Genomic DNA, 22722 nt, shown 5'->3' with positions numbered 1-22722 from the left:
AGCGCTTGACGGGCATCCATGCCCGTCACCTCCCTCCGCAAGCCCTGCGCTCGGCCTCCTGAAGTCGCAATCTGCGTTGCCTGAGCTACCGCGCGCTTAGAAGCCAAAGCCAAAGCCGAAGCAAGAGCAAGAGCAAGAGCAAGAGCAAGAGCACTCAGGCTCGTGGGCCATCAGGCCACCCGCGCCAACGGGAACAACCGCTTGAAGTTGGCAGTAGTCTGCTCAGCCAGTTGGTCATAACTGGCGCCCCGCAACGAAGCCACATACTCCGCCACTTCCCGTACATACTGCGGAAGGTTCGGCTTGCCACGGTACGGAATGGGTGCCAGATACGGCGAATCGGTCTCGACCAGCAAACGATCGACCGGCACCTGCCGAGCCACTTCACGCAGGGCATCGGCGTTGCGGAAGGTTACGATGCCAGACAGCGAGATGTAATACCCCAGGTCCAGCGCGGCCTTGGCCATCTCCCAGTCTTCGGTGAAGCAATGCAGCACGCCAGCCTGTGGCAGGTTGGCTTCACGCAGCAGCGCCAGGGTATCGGCACGTGCCGCCCGGGTGTGCACGATGACCGGCTTGCCGGTCTGCCGCGAGGCTTCCAGGTGCAGGCGGAACGAAGCCTGCTGCAGCTCGGCAGCTTCCGGCTCATAGTGGTAATCCAGCCCGGTTTCGCCTATCGCCACCACATGGGGGTGGGCCAGTTCGCGCAGCAACCATTCCAGCGCCGGGGTTTCACCCGGTGCCAGGTCAAGCGGGTGCACGCCCACCGAGCAATCGACATCGGCGTACTGCTCGCTCAACGCCTTCACGGCACCGGCGTTTTCGGCACTGACGCCAATACACAGAAAATGACCGACCCCACGCTCACGCGCTGCCTGCAAAGCGGCATCGAGGGAGCCCTGGTGGGCGCTCAGGTCAAGACGGTCGAGGTGGCAATGGGAATCTACGAGCATAGGATGACGACACACATGAAAAAGTGAAAATCAGCGGGTACCGGGCAGTTGCAGCCAGTGAGCCAGCAGCGATTCGAGCAGCAGGGCGCGGTTGAGGTTGGCCTTGCCCAGCACCTTCTGACGCTGCTCCAGGATCCAGGCCTGCACCTCCAGCACCTTGGCCTGGCGGCTCTTCTGCGCCAGGTATTGCACCACCTTGCGCATATCAGCCAAGCCTAACCCCTCCTCGTCCTGGGTCAACTGGTAGCGCAGGATCAGATGCGACCAATCGCAGAACCAGTCGAACAGCAACAGCAGTGGCACGCCGTTCCAGGCATCGGCCAGCTGGCTGGGCGATTGCTGCTGCTTGATCAGCTTCTTCACCCCGTCAGTAACCAGCGCACGTTGCTCGCGCACACCTTGTGCCTGCAGGCTGACCGCCATCAATGGCGAACCGGCGGCCAGCGTCAGTAGCTCGTCACGCTCGGCCTCGTCACTGTCAGGCAACGCACCCGCCAGCCAGGCCTGGCTCTGGGCCAGGCTTGGCTGCGGGCACGCCACCTGCTGGCAGCGGCTCTTGATAGTCGGCAACAAGCGGCTGGGCTGGTGCGTGACCAGCAGCAGCACCGTGTCGCCAGATGGCTCTTCGAGGCTTTTGAGCAGCGCGTTGGAGGCGTTGACGTTCATCGCCTCGACAGGCTCGATCAGCACCACCTTGCGCCCACCCAATTGCGCAGTTTGCACCACGAACGCCACCAGCTCGCGCACTTGGTCGACCTTGATCGGTTTGTCGGCCTCTTCAGGCTCAAGCACAAAATTGTCCGGGTGGCTGCCGGCCTTGAGCAACATGCAGGCCTTGCACCCGCCGCAGGCATCCAGCCCTTGGGGCTGCTGGCACAGCAGGCGGGCCATCAGGCGTTCGGCCATGGCCCGCTTGCCGATACCCTGCGGCCCGTGCAGCAGGTAGGCGTGCGCGTGCTGGCTGCGGCCGGCCAACTGCTGCCAAATAGCCTGCTGCCAGGGGTAGGCGTCAGCCACGGCAACGCTCCACAATCGCCGGGAGTAGCACATCGATAGCGCGCTGCACGGCCTCCAGCGATTGTGCGGCATCGAGCAGGCTGTAGCGCTGCGGCTCGCGCTGGGCGCGCTGCAGGTATGCCTGGCGCACCGCTTCGAAAAACGCCTGGCCCTCCTGCTCGAAACGGTCCAGGCGGCCGCGGGCAGCAGCACGGGCCAAGCCCACTTCCACTGGCAGGTCGAAAACCAAGGTCAGGTCCGGGCGCAGGTCACCCTGGACGAATTGCTCCAGGGTGGCGATACGCTCGACCGACAAACCGCGCCCACCGCCTTGGTAGGCATAGGTGGCGTCGGTGAAACGGTCACACAGCACCACCGCCCCGCGGGCCAGCGCCGGGCGGATTACCTGCGCCAGGTGTTGGGCGCGGGCAGCAAACACCAGCAACAGCTCGGTGTCGGCCGCCATGCTTTCATCACTAGGTGCCAGCAGCAGTTCGCGTACCTGCTCGGCCAGCGGCGTACCGCCGGGCTCACGGGTCAGCACGACATCCAGGCCCTGCTCGCGCAAGCGTGCAGCCAGGTAGTCGCGGTTGGTGCTCTTGCCCGCACCTTCGGGGCCTTCCAGCGTAATAAACAAGCCGCTCACAGGCAGTCCTTAATGTTGTTCGTCAGGCGTCGGCCGTTCGGCCGCTTGAGCGCCGCCAGCAGGGGCGTCCTGCACAGGCGGCTCTTCGGGTGCCGGCTGCGCAGCCGGCTCGTCCGCCGCAGGCACCTGGGGCGGAGCCTCGTCAGCGCCCGGCTGTACGTCTTGCTGCGGTGCGGGGCTGGAGCGGTAGCCTGCACGTCGCTTGAGCTGGAACTCACGCACCGCCGAGTTATGGTCGTCGAGGTCGTCGGAGAACACATGGCTGCCATCGCCGCGGGCGACGAAGTACAAGCTGGTGCCATCGGAAGGATTGAGCGCCGCGCGAATCGCTTCACGGCCGACCATGGCAATCGGCGTGGGCGGCAACCCCGTCATGGTATAGGTGTTGTAGGGTGTCGGTTCGCGCAGATCGGCGCGGGTAATCTTGCCGTTGTACCGCTCACCCATGCCGTAGATCACCGTTGGATCGGTCTGCAGCATCATGCCCAGGCGCAGGCGCCGCACAAATACACCGGCAATCTGCCCACGCTCCTGGGGGATACCGGTTTCCTTTTCCACCAGCGACGCCATGATCAACGCCTGGTACGGATCGCGATACGGCAGGTCGGTGGTGCGCTCGGCCCATTCCTTTGCCAGCACTTCGTCCAAGCGCATGTAGGCCTGCTGCAGCAGCTCGACATCGCTCATGCCACGTACAAAGCGGTAGGTGTCCGGGAAAAAGCGCCCTTCCGGGAACACACCGGTATGGCCGAGCTTGTCCATCACCTCGGAGTCCGACAGGCCGTCCAGGGTATGCTTGATTTTTTCATGCTTGGCCACGGCCGAGCGTACCTGACGGAAGGTCCAGCCTTCCACCAGGGTGAGGTTGTATTGCACCACGTCGGCCCGGCGCCAGGCGTCGAACAACTGTTCGACCGTCATGCCTGGGGTAAGGCGATACTCGCCGGTGTGCAGGGCAGTGCCTGCCATGTTGAAGCGCCAGTACAAGCGCAACCAGACGGCGTCGTCCAGCAAACCTTCTTGCTCCATGCGATAGAACATGCGGTTTGGGTTGGTGCCATTGGGCACGTCGAGCAGGCGCTCCTGCGTCACGTGCAAGGGCTGCTCAAGGACCGAGTTGACCTTCCAGGCCGACCAGCCAAGCGCCAACCCGGCAATGATCAGGCCCATTTCCAGCAGTAGCAGGAATTTACGTCTCACGAATTCAGGTTTCCAGTAACGTACGGGCAACGGCCTGCAGTTTACGGGTGAGCGGGCCAGGCGACCAGTTTAGCGCGGCTACGCCTCGCACGGGCCAGATGCCGTAAACGCTATTGCAAACAAATACTTCATCTGCCTGCTCCAACGCGTCGAACGGCAGGTCACATACCTGCGCCGGAATGCCCAGCAGCGCGGCCTGTTCCAGCAATGCCGCACGCATCACCCCGGCCACACCACAACGGCTGAGGTCGGCAGTCAGCAGCACGCCATCGCGCACCAGGAACAGATTGCTGTACACCCCTTCGATCAGCCTGCCCTGCCCGTCACGCATCAGGCCTTCGGCATGGTCGCTGTCCTGCCATTCGGCACGGGCCAGCACCTGCTCCAGGCGGTTGAGGTGTTTGAGGCCGGCCAGCAGCGGTTGTTCCCCAAGCCGGGTCTGGCACAGGAACAAGCGCACGCCCTGCTCGGCATGCTCGACAGGATAGCCGGGTAACGGGCTGCCCTGCAGAATTCGCCGCGGCGCAGCACCGGCAACCGGCGCATAGCCACGCTGGCTGTCACCACGGGTAAGGATGAGTTTGGCTACACCGTCACCGAGCTGGCTGGCATAGCGCAGGAGTTCGTCGCGCACCAGCACCAGGTCGGCGCTGAGCGCCAGGCGCTGGCAACCCAGCGCCAGGCGTGCAAGGTGGCCTTCCAGCAAGCGGGGCTGGCCACCACGCACAGCGATGGTTTCAAACAGCCCATCGCCGTAGGCCAGGCCGCGGTTCTGCAGGTTGACTGCACCCGCAGGCTGGCCATCGACCCAGCTCTGCATCAACCGGCGAACCGGCGGAACACCAGCGAGCCGTTGGTGCCACCGAAGCCGAACGAGTTGGACAGCACCACGTCGATCGGCATGCTGCGCGCCTGGTGCGGCACGAAGTCGAGGTCGCAACCTTCGTCCGGTTCGTCCAGGTTGATGGTGGGCGGGGCCATCTGGCTGTTGATCGCCAGCACACTGAAGATCGCTTCCACCGCGCCTGCGGCGCCCAGCAGGTGGCCGGTCATCGACTTGGTCGAACTGACAGCCAGCTTGTAGGCATGTTCACCGAATACGCGCTTGATCGCGGCCACTTCGGCCACGTCGCCCGCAGGGGTCGAGGTACCGTGGGCGTTGATGTAGCTGACCTCTTCCGGCTGGATACCGGCATCGCGCAAGGCGTTGGCCATGCAGCGGGCAGCACCCTCGCCGGTGTCGGGTGGCGAAGTCATGTGGTAGGCGTCGCCGCTCATGCCAAAGCCAACCAGCTCGGCATAGATGGTCGCACCACGGGCCTTGGCGTGTTCCAGCTCTTCGAGTACCAGGGCACCGGCACCGTCGGACAATACAAAGCCGTCACGGCCCTTGTCCCACGGGCGGCTGGCCCGGCTGGGCTCGTCGTTGCGGGTGGACAACGCACGGGAGGCACCGAAGCCGCCCATGCCCAGGCCACAGGCAGCCATCTCTGCGCCACCTGCAATCATCACGTCAGCTTCACCGTAGGCGATATTGCGCGCTGCCATGCCGATGCAATGGGTGCCGGTGGTGCAGGCGGTGGCAATGGCGTAGTTCGGCCCCTGCAGGCCCAGGTGGATCGACAGGAACCCGGAGATCATGTTGATGATCGAGCCCGGCACAAAGAACGGGGAAATGCGACGCGGCCCCGAATCGTGCAGCGTACGGCTGGTTTCCTCGATATTGGTCAGGCCGCCGATTCCCGAGCCCATGGCCACGCCAATGCGCTCACGGTTGGCGTCGGTGACCTCCAGGCCGGCATTTCGCACCGCCTGGAAACCGGCCGCCAGGCCGTACTGGATGAACAGGTCAAGCTTGCGGGCCTCTTTGGCCGACAGGTATTGCTCAACCTCGAAGCCTTTCACCGAGCCGCCAAAACGGGTGGAGTAAGCAGACAGGTCCGTGTGTTCGATCGGACCAATGCCACTGCGGCCAGCCAGAATGCCCTGCCAGGTGCTCGGTACATCGGTACCCAGTGGCGACAGCATACCCATACCGGTGACCACGACGCGTCTACGCGACACAGTACTCTCCTTTTCTAATAACAGAGTCTCTTGCGATTACATTCAAGCGCTGGAATGGAATGGCAACAGGCTCTTGGTGCGCGGTGAGCGAAGCCGGCTCGCCAAAAAGCAGCACGTTCGCAAAGAAAAAACCGCACGCCGGCAAAGGCAGTGCGGTTTTTCTCGTCAAGTAGCGACGACTACAGCGTCTTAGGCCTTGTGGCTGTTAACGTAGTCGATAGCGGCTTGAACGGTAGTGATTTTCTCGGCTTCTTCGTCAGGGATTTCGGTCTCGAATTCCTCTTCCAGAGCCATCACCAGCTCAACGGTGTCAAGCGAATCGGCACCCAGGTCATCGACGAAGGACTTCTCGTTAGTCACTTCCTCTTCCTTCACGCCCAGTTGCTCGGCGACGATTTTCTTGACGCGTTCTTCGATGGTGCTCATACCTAGTTTTCACTCCTAATGGATATATGTCAGGCAGCTGGCCGGTGGCTAATTTTATAGAAAGACGTTCGCTTTTCAAGCTAAACGCACTCTCAGGCTAGACACCCTACCCGCTGCCTGGAATCTGGTTGCAGCTTTATAACGGATTTTAGGCTCGCAGTATGACTCTTTTTTTACGAAATCCGTCACATTGAGTTGCAGTGTTACATGTACATCCCGCCGTTGACCGGCACGGTAGCGCCGGTCACGTAGGCTGCACCGTCGGACGCCAGGAACGACACCACCTTGGCGATTTCGTCGGCCTGGCCCAGGCGGCCCAGCGGAATCTGGGTTTGCAGGGCTTCACGCTGCGCTTCTGGCAGCTCGCGGGTCATGTCGGTGTCGATGAAGCCCGGAGTCACCGAGTTTACGGTGATGCCACGCGAGCCCACTTCACGCGCCAGGGCGCGGCTGAAGCCTTCCAGGCCAGCCTTGGCGGCGGCGTAGTTGGCCTGGCCCGCGTTACCCATGGCACCGACGACCGAGCCGATGCTGATGATACGACCCCAACGTGCCTTGGTCATGCCACGCAGCACGCCCTTGGACAGACGGTAGAGGCTGTTCAGGTTGGTGTCGATCACGTCGAACCATTCGTCGTCCTTCATGCGCAGCATGAGGTTGTCGCGGGTGATACCGGCGTTGTTGACCAGGATGGCCGGCGCGCCAAACTGCTCGGCGATTGCACCCAAAACAGTTTCAACGGATTCGGCGCTGGTCACGTTCAGTTCCATGCCGGTGCCGGTGATACCGTGCTCTTTCAGGGTGGCAGCAATACGCTCGGCGCCGGAGGCCGAAGTGGCGGTACCGATCACGGTCGCGCCCTGGCGGCCCAGCTCGAGGGCGATGGCCTGGCCAATGCCACGGCTGGCGCCGGTGACCAGTGCAACTTTACCTTGCAGGCTCATGCAAGCATCTCCAAATCAGGCCAGTGCCGCGCGGGTGGCGGCAACGGCGTCAGGGGTATTGAGGTTGTAGGTGGTCACGCCGTCGGCGCAACGCTTGTTCAGGCCAGCCAGGACCTTGCCCGGGCCGCACTCGACCAGGTTGACCGCACCGCTGGCAGCCAGGGTCTGCACGCACTCGACCCAACGCACAGGCTGGTACAGCTGTGCCAGCAGGTCATGCTTGAGGGCATCGAGGTCAGGGGCAATGGCAGCGGTGACGTTCTGCACCACCGGAATTTGTGGCGCCTTCCATTCGATGGCGTTCACGTTCTCGGCGAAACGCTCGGCGGCCGGCTTCATCAGGGCACAGTGCGACGGTACGCTGACCGCCAGTGGCAGGGCGCGCTTGGCACCAGCCTCTTTGCACAGCTCCATGGCACGGTCCACTGCAGCCTTGTTGCCAGCAATCACAACCTGGCCCGGCGAGTTGAAGTTCACCGCGCTAACCACTTCGTCTTCGGCCGCCCTACCACAGATCTCGACCACCACGGCGTCATCCAGGCCAAGGATTGCGGCCATGGCGCCATGGCCGGCCGGGACGGCTTCCTGCATCAGCTGGCCGCGACGCTCGACCAAGCGCACGGCATCTTTCAGCGACAGGCTGCCTGCGGCAACCAGGGCGCTGTATTCACCCAGGCTGTGACCAGAAACGAAAGCCGGCGTGGCGCCGCCCTCCTCCAGCCACAGGCGCCACAGCGCGATGGAAGCGGTGAGGATCGCAGGCTGAGTCTTGTCGGTTTGATTGAGTTGTTCTTCCGGGCCTTCCTGGACCAGCTTCCACAGGTCGTAACCCAGAGCGTCGGAGGCCTCCTTGAAGGTCTCAACGATCACCGGCTTTTCGGCGCCCAGTTCCTTGAGCATGCCCAGGGACTGGGAACCTTGACCGGGGAAGACGAATGCGAGGGATGCAGACATTGAACAAGCCCTTATGATCTTGTCGTCGAATGAGGTGCGCCGAGCCGTGGGCTGGACGCAGAATCTGAAAACTTGGATGAATACGCAGACCAAGCGGTCACATTTAAGCACTTCATCGGCGAAATGCCTAAGGCAACAAATCTTCGAGGCGGCCATGCAGGCGCTGCGGCAGGTTTTCCTGAATCTCGATCAACGCCCGCTGGATAGCACTCTGGAAGCCCTGCACGCCTGCCGAGCCATGGCTCTTGATGACGATACCCTGCAACCCCAGAAAGCTCGCACCGTTGTGCCGCGCCGGCGCCAGGTCGGCCTGCAGGCGCTTGAGCAACGGCATGGCCATGGCCCCGGCAACGCGGGCAAAAGCACCGCCCTTGAACAGTTTTTCGATGCGCGCACCGATCATCGTCGCCAGGCCCTCGCTGGACTTGAGCAGGATGTTGCCGACAAAACCGTCGCACACCACCACGTCCGCCTCACCCCTGTACAGGCCATCCCCTTCGACGAAACCGACATAGTTGAGGCCGCGAGCGTTCTGCAACAGCGTGGCCGCCAGCTTTACCTGCTGATTACCCTTGATGTCCTCGGTGCCGATGTTAAGCAATGCCACACGCGGCCGATGCACACCCAGGGCCTGGGCGGCCACCGAGCCCATCACCGCGAACTGATAGAGGTTTTCTGCACTGCAGTCGACGTTGGCGCCGAGGTCGAGCAACTGACAGTAACCCGCCTGGGTGGGAATCGCCGCCACCATGGCTGGCCGATCGATACCCGGCAAGGTCTTGAGCACGAAGCGTGACAGCGCCATCAGCGCCCCGGTGTTGCCGGCACTGACGCAGGCCTGGGCCTTGCCGTCGCGCACCAGTTCGAGGGCGATGCGCATCGACGAGTCCGGCTTGCCGCGTAGCGCCTGCGATGGCCGCTCGTCCATACCGATCACCTCACTGGCGGCGACAATCTGCAGGCGCGCGCGATCCGCAGCTGCAAGGCCACTGACAAGATCTTCTAGGAGGGAGGGTTGACCGACGAGGGTCAGGTGCAGCGAGGGGGTAGCCGAAAGGCAGGCAATGCTAGCCTGGACAATGCTGCGGGGACCGAAGTCCCCGCCCATTGCGTCGATCGCGATGATCTGAGCAGACAAGGATTACTCGTCAGCGCCCTTATCGATCACTTTACGACCACGGTATACGCCTTCTGGCGAAACGTGGTGACGCAGGTGAATTTCACCGGTGGTCTTTTCTACCGACAGCGCGTTTTCCGACAGGGCGTCGTGCGAACGGCGCATGTCACGGGCAGAGCGGGATTTTTTGTTCTGCTGAACAGCCATAATTGATTAACTCCTAAACGTTTGGGTCACGCTTTAACTGCGCCAAAACACTGAACGGGTTGGACCGCGATACCTCGTCCTTGCTCGATTCGGGCTCGTCTGCGCCCGCCGGCTGCTGGCATTCTTCCGGATGGTGAGCAGGCACGATTGGCAAGGCGAGCAGAAGCTCTTCCTCGACCAATGCCTGCAGATCCAAAGGATCTTCGCCCAGTTCCAGCACGTCATAGCCTTTCGGCAACGACTGGGTATTCGCACCCTCCTTCACAACAGCGTATGTACATTCGCTGTAGATCGGCAGGGTGACCAGCTCAAGACAACGCTGGCAAACCATCTTGACCTCGACGTTCAGCTCGGTGTGGATAACCACTACGTGCTGCTCATCTCGTTCAAAATCGAACTTCGCCTGCACCGTACCGACATTGTCGGAAAGCGGGTCGCAGAGTCTTTCCAAATCAGCGAGTTGCAGCGAACCGTTAAGGGTTACGCCACGATCGGCTAATTTGCGCGGGTCAACGTGAGGTGGAATCGGGTCATTCAACATAGGCGCAGCATTCTAGGGATGCCCCCCGCCCCTGTCAAAGGAAATTAGGCGGCATCGTGCGTGATAGGATTGGTTCAACCGAACCCGGAGTCTACCATGCTTCCTTTGTTACTGGCTTCCAGCTCTGCCTACCGCCGCGAACTGCTCACACGCCTGCGCCTGCCCTTCACCTGGGCAAGCCCTGATATAGACGAACAGCGACAGGATGACGAGCCCGCCGTGGACCTGGTGCGCCGACTGGCCAGGCAAAAGGCCGAGGCATTGGCGGGCAGCCACCCCGGGCACCTGATCATCGGCTCGGACCAGGTTGCGGTGCTGGGCGAACAGGTACTGGGCAAGCCGCACACCTTCGAGCGGGCTTGCGAGCAACTGCTGGAGTGCAGCGGTCAGCAGGTGAGTTTTCTGACCGGGCTGGCACTGCTGAACAGCGCCACCGGGCACTGCCAGGTGGATTGCGTGCCGTTTACCGTGACGATGCGCGAGCTGAGCCGCGAGCGGGTGGAACGCTATGTGGCGGCGGAACAACCGCTGGATTGCGCGGGGAGCTTCAAGGCGGAGGGGCTGGGGGTGAGTTTGTTTCAGAGCACCCATGGGTGCGATTCGACCAGCCTGATCGGGCTGCCGTTGATTCGACTGGTGGATATGTTGACCCGGGAGGGGGTGGTTGTCCCTTGAGCCTGGCTCGAGATTTTCTGCGCCTGTGAGACCGAGCGCCGCCCGTGCGGCGCTTCGCGGGGCAAGCCCGCTCCCACATCTGTTTCAGGCCAATTTCTCCTGTCACCATTGGCGCGCGGACCCTTTGGCGCATGACACGATATCGCGTCGTACCTCCAAGGGGGCGCGCACCAATGGCTCAGGACTGACCGGCCCAAAACAAATGTGGGAGCGGGCTTGCCCCGCGAAGCGCCGCACGGGCGGCGCTCGATCTCACAGGCGCCGCAAAATGCACGCCGAACTCAACGCAACTGTGGCCCCTGGAACCCCATCCACATCGCCAGGTGCTCAGCCACGCTGGCACCTACGCGCTTGGAGAAGCGATCGAAAGGCGATTCCTGAACGGTAAAGTCCACCAGCTCCTTCTCGCCAACAATCTCACGTGCCACATAGCTGGCACTGCCCAGCCCATCCACCAAGCCCAGCGCCTTGGCCTGCTCGCCCGACCAGACCAGGCCGCTGAACAACTCAGGATGTTCCTTGTCCTTCAAGCGTTCGCCACGTCCCTGCTTGACCATGGCAATGAACTGCTGGTGCGTGGTATCCAGCACACCCTGCCAGAACCGGGTTTCTTCGGGCTTTTCAGGCGAGAACGGATCAAGGAAGGCCTTGTGCTCACCCGAGGTGTAGGCGCGCCGCTCCACACCGAGCTTTTCCATGGTGCCAACAAAACCGTAACCGGCCGCCGTCACACCAATGGAGCCCACCAGGCTGGCTTTATCGGCGTAGATTTCGTCCGCCGCACTGGCAATGTAATAGGCACCAGAAGCGCCGAGATCGGCGATGACTGCATACAGCTTGATAGCCGGGTATTCAGCACGCAGGCGGCGGATTTCGTCGTACACGTAACCCGCCTGCACCGGACTGCCACCCGGGCTGTTGATGCGCATTACCACCGCCTTGGTCTTGCTGTCCTTGAACGCCTCGCGCAGGCTCTTGACGATATTGTCCGCGCTGGCGGCCTCCTGATCGGCAATCACCCCGCGCACCTCGACCAGCGCGGTATGGCTGGCACTGCGCGATGCCGCCTTGTCGAAATCCATCAGCGGCGTGAACAACGCCAGGAAGCCGAACAGGTAGATGAAAGTCAGCAGCTTGAAGAAGATCCCCCAGCGCCGCGCCCGGCGCTGCTCCTGCACACTGGCCAGCAAGGTCTTTTCCAGCAGCTGCCAGCTCTTGCGCCCTTCGCGCTCCTCGGGTTCGGCCTCGGGGGCTTTCCATTCGTCTGCCATGCTTACCTACCTTGGAAGTGGAATTGCGGAACCACCCAGCCACTCGCGCAGCTGGGAAAAATGATCGATGCACACCTGCGGACCAAACTCGGCCAGCGCCTGCAGCGGCATGGCACCATAGCCCACCGCCACCGAATGCATCCCGGCATTGCTGGCCATCTGCAGGTCGAATGCCGAATCTCCGACCATCAGCGCACGCGCCGGTTCGACGCCGCAATGGCCGAGGATTTCCTCGAGCATCAGCGGGTGCGGCTTGCCACGGGTTTCGTCGGCAGCACGGGTGATGTCGAAGAACTGCTCCCAGCCATTGGCCTTGAGTACCCGGTCCAGCCCGCGACGCGCCTTGCCCGTAGCCACCGCCAGGCGGTAACCCTCGGCACGAAAGGCATCCAGCGACTCGACCACGCCCTCGAACAGTGGCGAAGGCTGCTGATCCAGCGCCATGTAGATATCAGCATAGTGCTGACGGAAGCTGTCGACCTGCGCAGGTGCCAGGTGCGGGTACAGGGTATGGATCGCCTCACCCAGGGCCAGACCGATGATGCCCTTGACCGCATCCTCACGGCTGGCGACCTCGCCGGCACGCTCGGCGGCGGCATTCATGGCCTCGACAATACGCCCGATAGAATCGGCCAGGGTACCGTCCCAGTCGAAGATCAGTAGCTCATAGCCTTTCTTCATGGATCAGGACGCACTCAGACGTTCAATGGTTTTCGCCCAGACTTCATCCACAGGCGCTTCAAGCTTCAGCTCACCACCATCCGGCAGCGGCACAGTCAGCGCATAGGCATGCAAGAACAGGCGTTTGCCCCCCAGCTCGCGAATTTCGCGGCTGAAGTCTTCGTCACCGTACTTGCTGTCACCGGCAATCATGTGCCCCGCATGCAGGGTATGCACGCGAATCTGGTGGGTACGCCCCGTGATCGGACGGGCCTCGACAATGGTGGCGAACTCGCCAAAGCGGCGGAGCACGCGGAACAGGGTCAACGCGTCCTTGCCCTCTTCGTTCACTTCAACCATGCGCTCGCCGGAGCGCAGGTTGCTCTTGAGCAACGGCGCATTCACCTGCTTCTTCGACGTCGGCCAGTGGCCGCGCACCAGCGCCATATAGCGCTTGTCGACCCCGTCACCGCGCAGGGCGGCATGCAAGTGGCGCAGCATGCTGCGCTTCTTGGCAATCATCAGCAGGCCAGAGGTGTCGCGGTCCAGGCGGTGCACCAGTTCGAGCTCCTTGGCGTCCGGGCGCAGCTGGCGCAGTGCCTCGATCACACCAAAGCTCAGGCCGCTACCGCCATGGACGGCAATGCCGGACGGCTTGTTCATCACGATCAGCGCCTTGTCTTCGTAGACAATGGCCGCCTCAAGGCGCTGCAGCAGGCCCTGGGCCACCGGTGCCGGCTCGTCACGCTCCGGCAGGCGGACGGGCGGCACCCTCACGATGTCGCCGGCCTGGATCTTGTACTCAGGCTTTACCCGACCCTTGTTCACCCGCACTTCACCCTTGCGCAGGATGCGGTAGACCAGCGTTTTGGGCACGCCCTTGAGGGCCGTGATGAGGAAATTATCAATGCGTTGGCCGGCAAGCTCCGGCGCGACTTCGATCAGCTGAACGCCGGAAGTCGGAGGGGTATTGGTCGTCATTGCGGGATCATAACAATTTTTTATGGAATTGAAGCACTTAATCATTGCTGCTATAGTCGCGAACGCCGCCAAAAGCGGCAGGCCAGCGGCAACAGGCTTTCAGCCGGCCCTGACCAACGCAATTCTCCAGGACGCGAGGCCGTCCTACGGGGTGTTCGCCAGTTTACCGAATTGCCTGGAATCGCCACCAGCGCCGTGTAGAGAAGACCGAAAAAAAACGACAAGCGCGGTGTTTCACCTGCTTACCCGATTCTTTTCGCAGCCCCTCTGCCCGCCCCGTCGCTTCCACGCAACGCACGGCGAATGCTTCGGAAATACCTGCCTTGGATATGAATGGCGCCAGTGCAGTACCTGCAGTGGCGAAAAATGCAACCCGTTGCGGATTCAGCGCGCGGCAGCACCCGAATTATCAGGGATACGTGCAGGGTGGAGATGCACAGCCCTCGGACCGTGTAGCACCGCGTCCGGCCACCAGCCCACTGACGGCTGGCGAGCGGATAAGGTCCTGAACAGATGCCCCCGGGCGTCCACGGCTGAAGGTTGATTCCTCCTCCTGACTGAGTGCACAAGGCCCGCTTGGTTGATTCGATCTCCATTCGAAGCCACCGGGGCCTTGTTGGCACCGCAGCAAACAGGACGCGTCGTCGCGACAACGGCAGGCTGGGCAACTGGCTGGTGCCGAACGTCGCTCGACACGGGGGTGGCCCGGCCACCCTTTGCGCACCTTGGCACCGACCATGAGAAGTCGTGTGTGCCGAACGCCGTTTCCGGCAGCCCGGAAACCGACGGTACAACATGAAAAGAATGCTGATTAACGCAACTCAACCCGAAGAGTTGCGTGTAGCCCTGGTGGATGGCCAACGCCTCTACGACCTGGACATCGAGTCTGGTGCGCGCGAGCAGAAAAAGGCCAACATCTACAAAGGCAAGATCACCCGCATCGAACCCAGCCTCGAAGCCGCCTTCGTCGACTTCGGTTCCGAACGTCACGGCTTCCTGCCGCTGAAAGAAATCTCCCGCGAATACTTCAAGAAAGCCCCCGAAGGCCGGGTGAACATCAAGGAAGTGCTCAGCGAAGGCCAGGAAGTCATCGTCCAGGTCGAGAAGGAAGAGCGCGGCAACAAAGGCGCAGCCCTCACCACCTTCATCAGCCTGGCAGGTCGTTACCTGGTGCTGATGCCCAACAACCCACGTGCCGGCGGCATCTCCCGCCGCATCGAAGGCGAAGAGCGCAACGAACTGCGCGAAGCCCTGAACGGCCTGACCGTGCCGGGCGACATGGGCCTTATCGTGCGCACTGCCGGCCTTGGCCGCAGCAGCGAAGAAATGCAGTGGGACCTCGACTACCTGCTGCAGCTGTGGACTGCCATCAAGGAAGCGTCCCTGGACCGCGCTGCGCCATTCCTGATTTATCAGGAAAGCAACGTCATCATCCGCGCTATCCGCGACTATCTGCGCCAGGACATCGGCGAAGTGCTTATCGACAGCATCGATGCCCAGGAAGAAGCCCTGACCTTCATCCGCCAGGTAATGCCGCAGTACGCCAGCAAGGTGAAGCTGTACGAAGACAGCGTACCGCTGTTCAACCGCTTCCAGATCGAAAGCCAGATCGAAACCGCCTTCCAGCGCGTGGTCGACCTGCCGTCCGGTGGTTCGATCGTGATCGACCCGACCGAAGCCCTGGTGTCCATCGACATCAACTCGGCTCGGGCCACCAAAGGCAGCGACATCGAAGAAACCGCCCTGCAGACCAACCTGGAAGCGGCCGAGGAAATCGCCCGCCAGCTGCGCCTGCGTGACATTGGCGGCCTGATCGTCATCGACTTCATCGACATGACCCCGGCGAAAAACCAGCGTGCCGTGGAAGAGCGCGTACGCGAGTGCCTGGAGGCAGACCGTGCCCGTGTTCAGGTCGGCCGCATTTCGCGCTTCGGCCTGCTGGAAATGTCCCGTCAGCGCCTGCGCCCATCGCTGGGCGAAAGCAGCGGCATCGTCTGCCCACGCTGCTCCGGCACAGGCATCATCCGTGACGTCGAATCGCTGTCGCTGGCCATCCTGCGCCTGATCGAAGAAGAAGCCCTGAAGGACCGCACCGCCGAAGTACGCGCACAAGTGCCGATCCCGGTGGCCGCATTCCTGCTCAACGAGAAACGTAACTCGATCACCAAGATCGAACTGCGCACCCGCGCACGCATCATCATCCTGCCGAACGATCACCTGGAAACCCCGCACTTCGAAGTCCAGCGCCTGCGCGACGACAACCCGGAAGTGCTGAACAACCAGTCCAGCTACGAGATCGCCGCCACCGAGACCGAAGAGGCACCGCAGCAGACCGCCACCCGCACCCTGGTTCGCCAGGAAGCGGCGGTCAAGACCGCACCGGCCCGCACCAGTGCGCCAGTACCGGCTGCTGAAGAGCCACAGGCTGTCGCCCCGGCTGCCCCAGCCCCGAGCGCCCCAGAGCCAAGCCTGTTCAAAGGCCTGGTGAAGTCGCTGGTCAGCCTGTTCGCCGGCAAGGAAGAACCTGCTGCTGCCCCGGTCGTCGCCGAGAAACCGGCTGCCGAGCGCAGCCCGCGCAACGAAGAGCGCCGCAACGGCCGTCAGCAGAGCCGCAACCGCAACGGCCGCCGTGACGAAGAGCGCAAGCCGCGTGAAGAACGTGCCGAGCGCGCCCCGCGCGAAGAACGCCAGCCACGTGAGGAGCGTGCACCACGCGAAGAACGTGCACCACGTGAAGATCGCGCCCCACGCGAAGAACGTGCACCACGTGAAGATCGCGCCCCACGCGAAGAGCGTGCACCGCGCGAAGAACGCGCCCCACGCCAGCCGCGCGAAGACCGCCGCAGCAACCGTGGCGAAGAACGCGTACGCGAGCTGCGCGAGCCGCTGGATGCCACCCCGCCAGCCGAACGCGAAGAGCGTCAGCCACGTGAAGAGCGTGTAGCCCGTGAAGAACGTGCTCCACGTGAAGAGCGCGCACCTCGCGAAGAACGTGCCCCGCGTGAAGAGCGCGCACCTCGCGAAGAACGTGCCCCGCGTGAAGAGCGCGCACCTCGTGAAGATCGCGCCCCACGTGAAGAACGTGCTCCGCGTGAAGAACGCGCACCTCGCGAAGAACGTGCCCCGCGCCCACCGCGCGAAGAGCGCCAGCCACGTGTAGCGGAAGAAGCGGCCGAGCAGGCTGCCGAACTGGCCGAAGAGCAACTGCCGAACGAAGAGTTGCTGCAAGACGAACAGGAAGGCACCGATGGCGAGCGCCCGCGCCGCCGCTCCCGTGGTCAGCGTCGTCGCAGTAACCGTCGTGAGCGCCAGCGCAACGCCAATGGCGAGCTGATCGACGGTGGCGAAGAGGACGAAGGCAGCGAAGAGCAGCCACAACAGCACAAGGCCACCGAGCTGGGTGCCGAACTGGCCGCCGGCCTCGCCGTGACTGCCACTGTTGCCAGCAGCAACATCAGCGCCGACGCCGAAGCCCAGGCCAACCAGCAGGCCGAACGTGCCACCGCCGAAGTCGCTACCGCTGCAGAGGCCGACAACCGCGAGGCCGCCCAGCCGGCCGAGCAAGCGGAAAAGGTCGAGCAGGTCGAGGCCGTCGCCAAGGCTGAAGAAGTTGCCGTGGCCCCAGTGGTCGAGCAGCCTGTCAGCCAGCCGGTAATCGTGGCCGAGGTCACTGCCGAGCCAGTGGTCGAAGTTGCTCCGCAGCCAGTGGTTGACGAAGCACCTGCAGCCGAGCCTGCGATCATCGCAGAGGCACCTGTTGAAGCGCCTGCCGTCGAAGCGGGTGAAATCGAACAGGCTCCGGCCGTGACTGACACCGCTCCAGCTGCCGAGCAGCCTGCACCGGTTGTCGAAGCCCAGCCAGAAGTGGTGGCCGAGCCTGCCCCTGTGGTGGTCGAGCCTGCGCAAGTCGAAGCCCCGGTTGAGGCAGAACCTGCCACTGTCATGCTGGCCAACGGCCGCGCGCCGAACGACCCGCGTGAAGTGCGCCGCCGCAAGCGTGAGGCCGAGGCCGCTGCCAAAGCAGCCCAGGAAGCTGCTGCAGCCTCCCAGGAACCCGCCCTGGAAGCCGCCGATGAGCACAAGCCTCATCACGGTTGATAGCCAAGGCTGAATGAAAAAGCCCCGCCAGTGCGAACTGGCGGGGCTTTTTCTTAGCCGGGTGTCTGGCCTGCATCCTAAGCCTAGTAAATCCCAACGGGAGCAACTGTGTTGCTGAAATCCAAGAGCTGGCGGGATCACTGTGGGAGCGGGCATGCCCGCGAACGCCGGCGAAGCCGGTGCCATATACCGGGCTGGGGCATTCGCGGGCACGCCCGCTCCCACAGATGCTGCGCCAACTTCGGGCCAACGCTGTACTTGTGGCAGCTTTAGCCGCGAAAGCGCCAATACAAGCAATCAGTAAAGGTTAGGCTCCATCTCCAGCTCCACCCCGAACCGCTCCAGGATATCCGCCTGGATCTGCCGCGCCAGCGCATGCATCTGCGCCCCGCTCGCCTGGCCGTAGTTCACCAGCACCAGCGACTGCAAGCGATGCACGCCCGCATCGCCATCACGATGGCCCTTCCACCCCGCCTGCTCGATCAGCCAGCCCGCCGCCAGCTTCGCCTGACCATCGGCCTGGGGATAAGCCACCACTGCCGGGTGTTTCGCACGAATACGCTCGACTTGCTCCGCAGACACCACCGGGTTCTTGAAAAAACTCCCGGCATTGCCGAGCTCCACCGGGTCTGGCAGCTTTTCGCGGCGAATGCTGCAAATGGCATTACTGATCGCCTGCGCGGTCGGTTCGGCTACACCCTGCTCCGCAAGGCGCTGACGCACCGGACCATAGTCCAGGTGGGCCTGCAGGGTGCGGCTCAAGGCAAAACGCACGCGCAGGATCAACCAGCGCCCGGGGTTGCGCTTGAACAGGCTGTCGCGATAACCGAAGGCACATTCTGCCAAACCAAAGTCATGCAGTTCGCCAGTCTCACGGTCCAGGGCCGTCAGGCCGGCAAACACGTCCTTGATCTCCACCCCGTAGGCGCCCACGTTCTGCATCGGCGCGGCGCCCACCGTACCGGGGATCAGGCTGAGGTTTTCCAGCCCGCAATAGCCCTGCGCCAGTGTCCACTGCACGAACGGGTGCCACGGCTCACCGGCCTCGGCCTCGACCACGATGTGTTCGCCATCGTCACTGAGCACGCGGCAGCCACGGCTGGCCATGTGCAGCACCAGTGCATCGACATCGCGGGTCAGCAGCAGGTTGCTGCCGCCGCCGATCACCAGCACCGGCAGACCTCGCTGCTGCGCCTGGCACAGCGCCTGTCGCACCTGCTGATCATCCTGGGCCTGGCTGAAAAAACGCGCCTTCACGTCGATGCCGAAGGTGTTAAAGGGTTTGAGCGAAACCTGCTCCTGCCACTGCACTGTCATAGGCGGCCCTTGATTTCCAGCACCAGTGCCTGGCACGCCGCCTCGACCAGGTCGAGCACCTGCTCGAAGCCATCGGCGCCACCGTAGTAAGGGTCAGGTACTTCATCCAGCACTGAGCCATAGCGGCGCAGGAACAGGTCGAGTTCGCCCGCTGCAGTGGGCGGGCGCAAGGCGCGCAGGTCGCGCAGGTTGCTCTCGTCCATGGCCAGCACCAGGTCGTACTCGGCAAAATGCGCTGCCTTGACCTGCTGGGCACGCTGCGCTGAGAGGTCGTAACCACGTGCCAGCGCTGCCTTGCAGGTGCGGCTGTCTGGCGCCTTGCCAACATGCCAGTCGCCGGTGCCGGCAGAGGCCACGTGCACCCGGTCGGCAAGCCCGGCGGCCTGCAATTGATGGCGCAGCACGCCTTCGGCGGTGGGCGAGCGGCAGATGTTGCCAAGGCACACGAACAAAACGCGCATCAAGCCTCCAGCAAGCGCCGTACGCGCTCCAGGTCTTCAGGGGTATCAACGCCTACGGCTGGCGCCTCGATGGCGTCCTCGACGTGAATGCGCACGCCGTGCCACAAGGCACGCAGTTGCTCCAGCGCTTCGGTCTGTTCAAGCCAGCATGGGCCCCAACCGACAAAGTCCTGCAGAAAGCCGACGCGGTAGGCGTACATGCCGATGTGGCGGCGATACGGCACGCCTTCGGGCAGCACATTGCGGTCGCTGGCAAAGCCATCGCGGGCCCACGGCAGCGGCGCACGGCTGAAAGTCAGGGCCAGTCCGTTCTTGTCGCTCACCACCTTGACTGCATTGGGGTTGAACACGGTTTCCGGCTCATGGATCGGCTCGGCCAGAGTAGCGATGCCGGCCTCTGGATGCGCAGCCAGGTTGGCCGCCACCTGGTCGATGATCACCGGCGGGATCAGCGGCTCGTCGCCCTGCACGTTGACCACGATGGCATCAGCCGGCAAGCCCAGGTGCACAGCCACTTCGGCCAGGCGGTCGGTGCCCGATTCATGGTCGGCGCGGGTCATCAGCACTTCGGCGCCGAACGCCTGGCAGGCCTCGAAGATACTGGCGTCATCGGTGGCGATAACCACACGGCTCGCGGCACTTTTGCGTGCCTGCTCCCACACGTGTTGCACCATCGGCTTGCCGGCAATCGGCAGCAGCGGCTTGCCTGGGAGCCGTGTGGAGCGCAACCGGGCGGGAATCACCACGGTGAAGTCCAGGCTCATTTGTCCAGACGCTCGTCGTCGGTCAGGGTGCGCGCCTCGCTTTCCAGCATGACCGGAATGCCGTCGCGGATCGGGTAGGCCAGGCCGGCGCCCTTGCTGATCAGCTCGGTCTTGTCGGCACTGAGCTTGAGCGGGCCCTTGGTGATCGGGCAGGCCAGGATGTCGAGCAGTTTAGTGTCCATTGGAGGCTTCCTTTAGGCCAGGTGGCCGGAAATTGAAAACGGGCTCAGGGCTTGCGCAGCAGCCGCTGCAGCTGGTTGTCGAACCAGGTGCTGAACGCTGGCGTGGGCTGGGCCTCGACGGCCAGGTACCACCAGTCGTCAGCGGCGAAGGCTCGGCATTTCACCGCATCCTTCTCGGTCATCACCAGCGGCAGCGGCGGGCTGAAAGCCAGGCTCCGGGCGCTGAACTGTGCATGGTCGGCGAAGGGATGCGGCACCGGCTGCCAGTTTAGCCCCAGCAGGGTATTGAAGAAACGTTGCGGGTTGCCAATACCGGCCACCGCGTGCAGGCGCTGGCCTGGTGGGAAATGGTCGAGGGTACGACGTTCGCCGCTGCGCACGTTGACCAGTGCGGACGGTTGCAGGCAGAAGCCAAAACCATCGGCGCGGTCGGCACTGGCACCATTGAACAGCACCGCGTCGGCGCCTTGCAGGCGCTCGACGGGCTCGCGCAACGGGCCGGCAGGCAGGCAGCGGCCATTGCCCAGGCCGCGGGCGGCATCGATCAGCACCAGCTCCAGGTCGCGGGCCAGGCGATAGTGCTGCATGCCGTCGTCGCACAGGATCAGGTCGAGCGGTTCGCTGGCCAGCAACGCCTGCACGGCGCGGGAACGGTCAGGGTCGATCATCAGCGGCACGCCGGTGCGCTGCACGATCAGCAGCGGTTCGTCGCCCGCCTGTTCGGCCGGCTGGTCGGCCTGCACCCGCCAAGGCAGCTGTGGTGGCTTGGCACCATACCCACGGCTGACCACACCCACCTTCAGCCCCTGTTGGCGGCAGTGTTCGATCAGCCAGAGGATCATCGGCGTCTTGCCGGTGCCGCCCACGGTGATGTTGCCCACCACGATGACCGGCACTGGCGCCCGGTAGCTGGCACTTTCGCCACTGAGAAAACGTGCCCGCTTGCGGGTGACCACGCGGCGGTACAACGCCTCCAGCGGGCGTAATAGCGCCAGGGCGGGGTGCCCGGCGTACCAGGCGGCGAGCAAACCGTCGGCGAAAGGCATCAAGGCGTGCCCTGTGCCGCCTCGACGGTGGTCATGCGCAACTGGCTGAAACCGAGCTTGCCGGCGGCATCCATTGCGGTGACCACAGCCTGGTGCGGGGTCTTGCCGTCGGCGCTGATGGCCAGCGGCAGCGTGTTGTCACCGCCCGACTCACGCTCGATGGCCTCGCTCAAGGTGGCCAGGTCGCTCTTGGGCAGCAGGTGGTTGTTCACCGAATACACGCCTTCGGCGCTGATGGTGATTTCCACCAGCTTGTCCTGGTCGGCTGGCGCCTTCTCGGCGCTGGCAGCTTCGGGCAGCTCGACACGCAGTTGTGTCTCGCGGGTAAAGGTAGTGGTGACCACGAAGAACAGCAGCAGGACGAACACCACATCGATCAACGACGCCAGGTTGATGTCGACGTTCTCCCGCTGACGATTGCGCCGGAACTTCACGCCTTGCCTCCGGCCACTTCCACTTCACGGTCGCCCTGGATCACTTCCACCAGCTTGATCGCCTCCTGTTCCATGCCCACCACCAGCTCATCGATGCGGCGCAGCAGGAAGCGGTGGAAGAACACTGCCGGGATGCCGACCATGAGGCCGGCCGCAGTGGTGACCAGGGCCTTGGAGATACCACCGGCCAGCACGGCCGCATTGGCGGTCATTTGCGAGCCCATGAAGGCGCTGAAGATGTCGATCATGCCCAGCACGGTGCCCAGCAGGCCCAGCAGCGGCGCCATGGCGGCGATGGTGCCGAGCGTGCTGATGTAGCGCTCCAGTTCGTGAATGACGCGCGAGGCGGCTTCCTCGATGCACTCTTTCATGATTTCGCGGCCATGACGCGAGTTGGCCAGGCCAGCAGCAAGGATTTCGCCCAATGGCGAATCGGCGCGCAAGGCCTTGAGCTTGTCACTGGTCAGTTGCTTGTCCTTGATCCACATCCATACCTGACCGAGCAGGTGCGGCGGGGTGACGCGACTGGCGCGCAGGGTCCACAGGCGCTCGACGACGATAGCCATGGCAGCGATGGAACTCAGAATGATCGGCAGCATCATCCAACCACCGGACTTGACCAATTCCCACACAGTAAACGCCCCTTCGCAAAAAGGCCGCCACTCTACCATAGGACCGCCCGAGGGCTCATCTGCCGAAGGTCAGGGAATTGGCGTGCCGGGCTGGGAAGCGTACTCCGTTACAAGTGTGGTGCCTGGGCGATCGAGCGCCGCCCGCGCGGCGCT

At 63.3% G+C, this 22722-nt stretch carries 24 protein-coding genes; 2 read left to right on the top strand and 22 right to left on the bottom strand.

The genetic code is table 11. The annotated features are described in order from the left end of the window. Nucleotides 1–170: 170 nt before the first annotated feature. The 12 genes from AC07XM_RS28565 to AC07XM_RS28510 all read right to left on the bottom strand — a co-directional run bounded on the left by AC07XM_RS28565 (nt 171) and on the right by AC07XM_RS28510 (nt 10048). Complete coding sequence (locus tag AC07XM_RS28565; RefSeq protein ID WP_016485494.1) at nt 171–953, bottom strand: TatD family hydrolase; 783 nt, start codon at nt 951–953, stop codon at nt 171–173. Between the two features lie 30 nt (nt 954–983). Beyond that, nucleotides 984–1970, bottom strand: coding sequence for a DNA polymerase III subunit delta' (locus AC07XM_RS28560; RefSeq protein WP_016485493.1), 987 nt, complete (start codon nt 1968–1970; stop codon nt 984–986). Then, nucleotides 1963–2595, bottom strand: a complete 633-nt coding sequence (tmk, locus tag AC07XM_RS28555) for a dTMP kinase (RefSeq protein WP_102690071.1) — start codon at nt 2593–2595, stop codon at nt 1963–1965. The genes AC07XM_RS28560 and tmk overlap by 8 nt, the downstream gene beginning before the upstream one ends. Before the next feature lie 9 nt (nt 2596–2604). Next, nucleotides 2605–3795 (bottom strand): endolytic transglycosylase MltG, encoded by a 1191-nt coding sequence (gene mltG / locus AC07XM_RS28550; protein ID WP_102690070.1) that lies wholly within the window; start codon nt 3793–3795, stop codon nt 2605–2607. Nucleotides 3796–3799: 4 nt separating this feature from the next. Then, nucleotides 3800–4615: an aminodeoxychorismate lyase gene (pabC, locus tag AC07XM_RS28545; protein ID WP_016485490.1), complete on the bottom strand. Its 816-nt coding sequence runs from the start codon at nt 4613–4615 to the stop codon at nt 3800–3802. After that, nucleotides 4615–5859, bottom strand: a complete 1245-nt coding sequence (fabF, locus tag AC07XM_RS28540; RefSeq protein WP_012271164.1) for a beta-ketoacyl-ACP synthase II — start codon at nt 5857–5859, stop codon at nt 4615–4617. The genes pabC and fabF overlap by 1 nt, the downstream gene beginning before the upstream one ends. 189 nt (nt 5860–6048) lie before the next feature. Next, on the bottom strand, nt 6049–6285 hold the full coding sequence (acpP, locus tag AC07XM_RS28535) for an acyl carrier protein (protein WP_008096410.1): 237 nt from the start codon (nt 6283–6285) through the stop codon (nt 6049–6051). Nucleotides 6286–6488: 203 nt separating this feature from the next. After that, complete coding sequence (fabG, locus tag AC07XM_RS28530; RefSeq protein WP_016485489.1) at nt 6489–7229, bottom strand: 3-oxoacyl-ACP reductase FabG; 741 nt, start codon at nt 7227–7229, stop codon at nt 6489–6491. A 15-nt stretch (nt 7230–7244) separates the two neighbouring features. Beyond that, nucleotides 7245–8183: an ACP S-malonyltransferase gene (gene fabD / locus AC07XM_RS28525; protein WP_016485488.1), complete on the bottom strand. Its 939-nt coding sequence runs from the start codon at nt 8181–8183 to the stop codon at nt 7245–7247. 127 nt (nt 8184–8310) lie between these two features. Then, nucleotides 8311–9321, bottom strand: coding sequence for a phosphate acyltransferase PlsX (gene plsX, locus AC07XM_RS28520; RefSeq protein WP_016485487.1), 1011 nt, complete (start codon nt 9319–9321; stop codon nt 8311–8313). 3 nt (nt 9322–9324) lie between these two features. Continuing rightward, entirely contained in the window at nt 9325–9507 is a 183-nt protein-coding gene (rpmF, locus tag AC07XM_RS28515; RefSeq protein ID WP_016485486.1) for a 50S ribosomal protein L32, read from the bottom strand. Nucleotides 9508–9520: 13 nt separating this feature from the next. Then, a complete protein-coding gene (locus AC07XM_RS28510; RefSeq protein ID WP_016500896.1) occupies nt 9521–10048 on the bottom strand; it encodes a YceD family protein in 528 nt (175 codons plus the stop codon). Nucleotides 10049–10144: 96 nt separating this feature from the next. On the opposite strand from AC07XM_RS28510, the gene AC07XM_RS28505 reads away from it, so the two are divergent. Continuing rightward, nucleotides 10145–10723, top strand: coding sequence for a Maf family protein (locus tag AC07XM_RS28505; protein ID WP_016485484.1), 579 nt, complete (start codon nt 10145–10147; stop codon nt 10721–10723). Nucleotides 10724–11004: 281 nt separating this feature from the next. On the opposite strand, the gene AC07XM_RS28500 is transcribed toward AC07XM_RS28505, so the two are convergent. From AC07XM_RS28500 to rluC, 3 genes are read right to left on the bottom strand one after another with little or no spacing between them, the layout of a single operon-like run. Beyond that, entirely contained in the window at nt 11005–11994 is a 990-nt protein-coding gene (locus AC07XM_RS28500) for a S49 family peptidase (RefSeq protein WP_016485483.1), read from the bottom strand. A 6-nt stretch (nt 11995–12000) separates the two neighbouring features. Next, nucleotides 12001–12675 (bottom strand): HAD family hydrolase, encoded by a 675-nt coding sequence (locus AC07XM_RS28495; protein ID WP_016485482.1) that lies wholly within the window; start codon nt 12673–12675, stop codon nt 12001–12003. Between the two features lie 3 nt (nt 12676–12678). Further along, entirely contained in the window at nt 12679–13635 is a 957-nt protein-coding gene (gene rluC / locus AC07XM_RS28490) for a 23S rRNA pseudouridine(955/2504/2580) synthase RluC (protein WP_024718201.1), read from the bottom strand. 795 nt (nt 13636–14430) lie between these two features. Here rluC and rne point away from each other — a divergent pair. Continuing rightward, entirely contained in the window at nt 14431–17733 is a 3303-nt protein-coding gene (gene rne, locus AC07XM_RS28485) for a ribonuclease E (RefSeq protein WP_016485480.1), read from the top strand. A gap of 297 nt (nt 17734–18030) precedes the next feature. Here rne and murB read toward each other — a convergent pair whose 3' ends face one another. The 7 genes from murB to AC07XM_RS28450 are packed head-to-tail and all read right to left on the bottom strand — an operon-like array spanning nt 18031 to nt 22569. Then, nucleotides 18031–19050, bottom strand: a complete 1020-nt coding sequence (gene murB / locus AC07XM_RS28480) for a UDP-N-acetylmuramate dehydrogenase (RefSeq protein ID WP_016485479.1) — start codon at nt 19048–19050, stop codon at nt 18031–18033. Further along, nucleotides 19047–19511: a low molecular weight protein-tyrosine-phosphatase gene (locus tag AC07XM_RS28475; protein ID WP_023048424.1), complete on the bottom strand. Its 465-nt coding sequence runs from the start codon at nt 19509–19511 to the stop codon at nt 19047–19049. Before AC07XM_RS28475 ends, murB begins: the two co-directional genes overlap by 4 nt. Further along, nucleotides 19511–20275 carry a 3-deoxy-manno-octulosonate cytidylyltransferase gene (kdsB, locus tag AC07XM_RS28470; protein ID WP_016485478.1) on the bottom strand — a complete coding sequence of 255 codons (765 nt, stop codon included), beginning with the start codon at nt 20273–20275 and terminating at the stop codon, nt 19511–19513. Before kdsB ends, AC07XM_RS28475 begins: the two co-directional genes overlap by 1 nt. After that, nucleotides 20272–20457 (bottom strand): Trm112 family protein, encoded by a 186-nt coding sequence (locus AC07XM_RS28465; protein WP_003247142.1) that lies wholly within the window; start codon nt 20455–20457, stop codon nt 20272–20274. The genes kdsB and AC07XM_RS28465 overlap by 4 nt, the downstream gene beginning before the upstream one ends. Before the next feature lie 44 nt (nt 20458–20501). After that, nucleotides 20502–21503, bottom strand: coding sequence for a tetraacyldisaccharide 4'-kinase (gene lpxK, locus AC07XM_RS28460; RefSeq protein ID WP_016485477.1), 1002 nt, complete (start codon nt 21501–21503; stop codon nt 20502–20504). Then, nucleotides 21503–21937 (bottom strand): ExbD/TolR family protein, encoded by a 435-nt coding sequence (locus AC07XM_RS28455; protein ID WP_016485476.1) that lies wholly within the window; start codon nt 21935–21937, stop codon nt 21503–21505. The genes lpxK and AC07XM_RS28455 overlap by 1 nt, the downstream gene beginning before the upstream one ends. After that, on the bottom strand, nt 21934–22569 hold the full coding sequence (locus tag AC07XM_RS28450; RefSeq protein ID WP_016391244.1) for a MotA/TolQ/ExbB proton channel family protein: 636 nt from the start codon (nt 22567–22569) through the stop codon (nt 21934–21936). The genes AC07XM_RS28455 and AC07XM_RS28450 overlap by 4 nt, the downstream gene beginning before the upstream one ends. Nucleotides 22570–22722 lie beyond the last annotated feature (153 nt).

This window comes from Pseudomonas sp. GW460-LB5 (assembly GCF_059423245.1).
The sequence above is the reverse complement of the archived record's forward strand: the minus strand, read 5'-3'. Positions and strand labels throughout refer to the sequence as shown.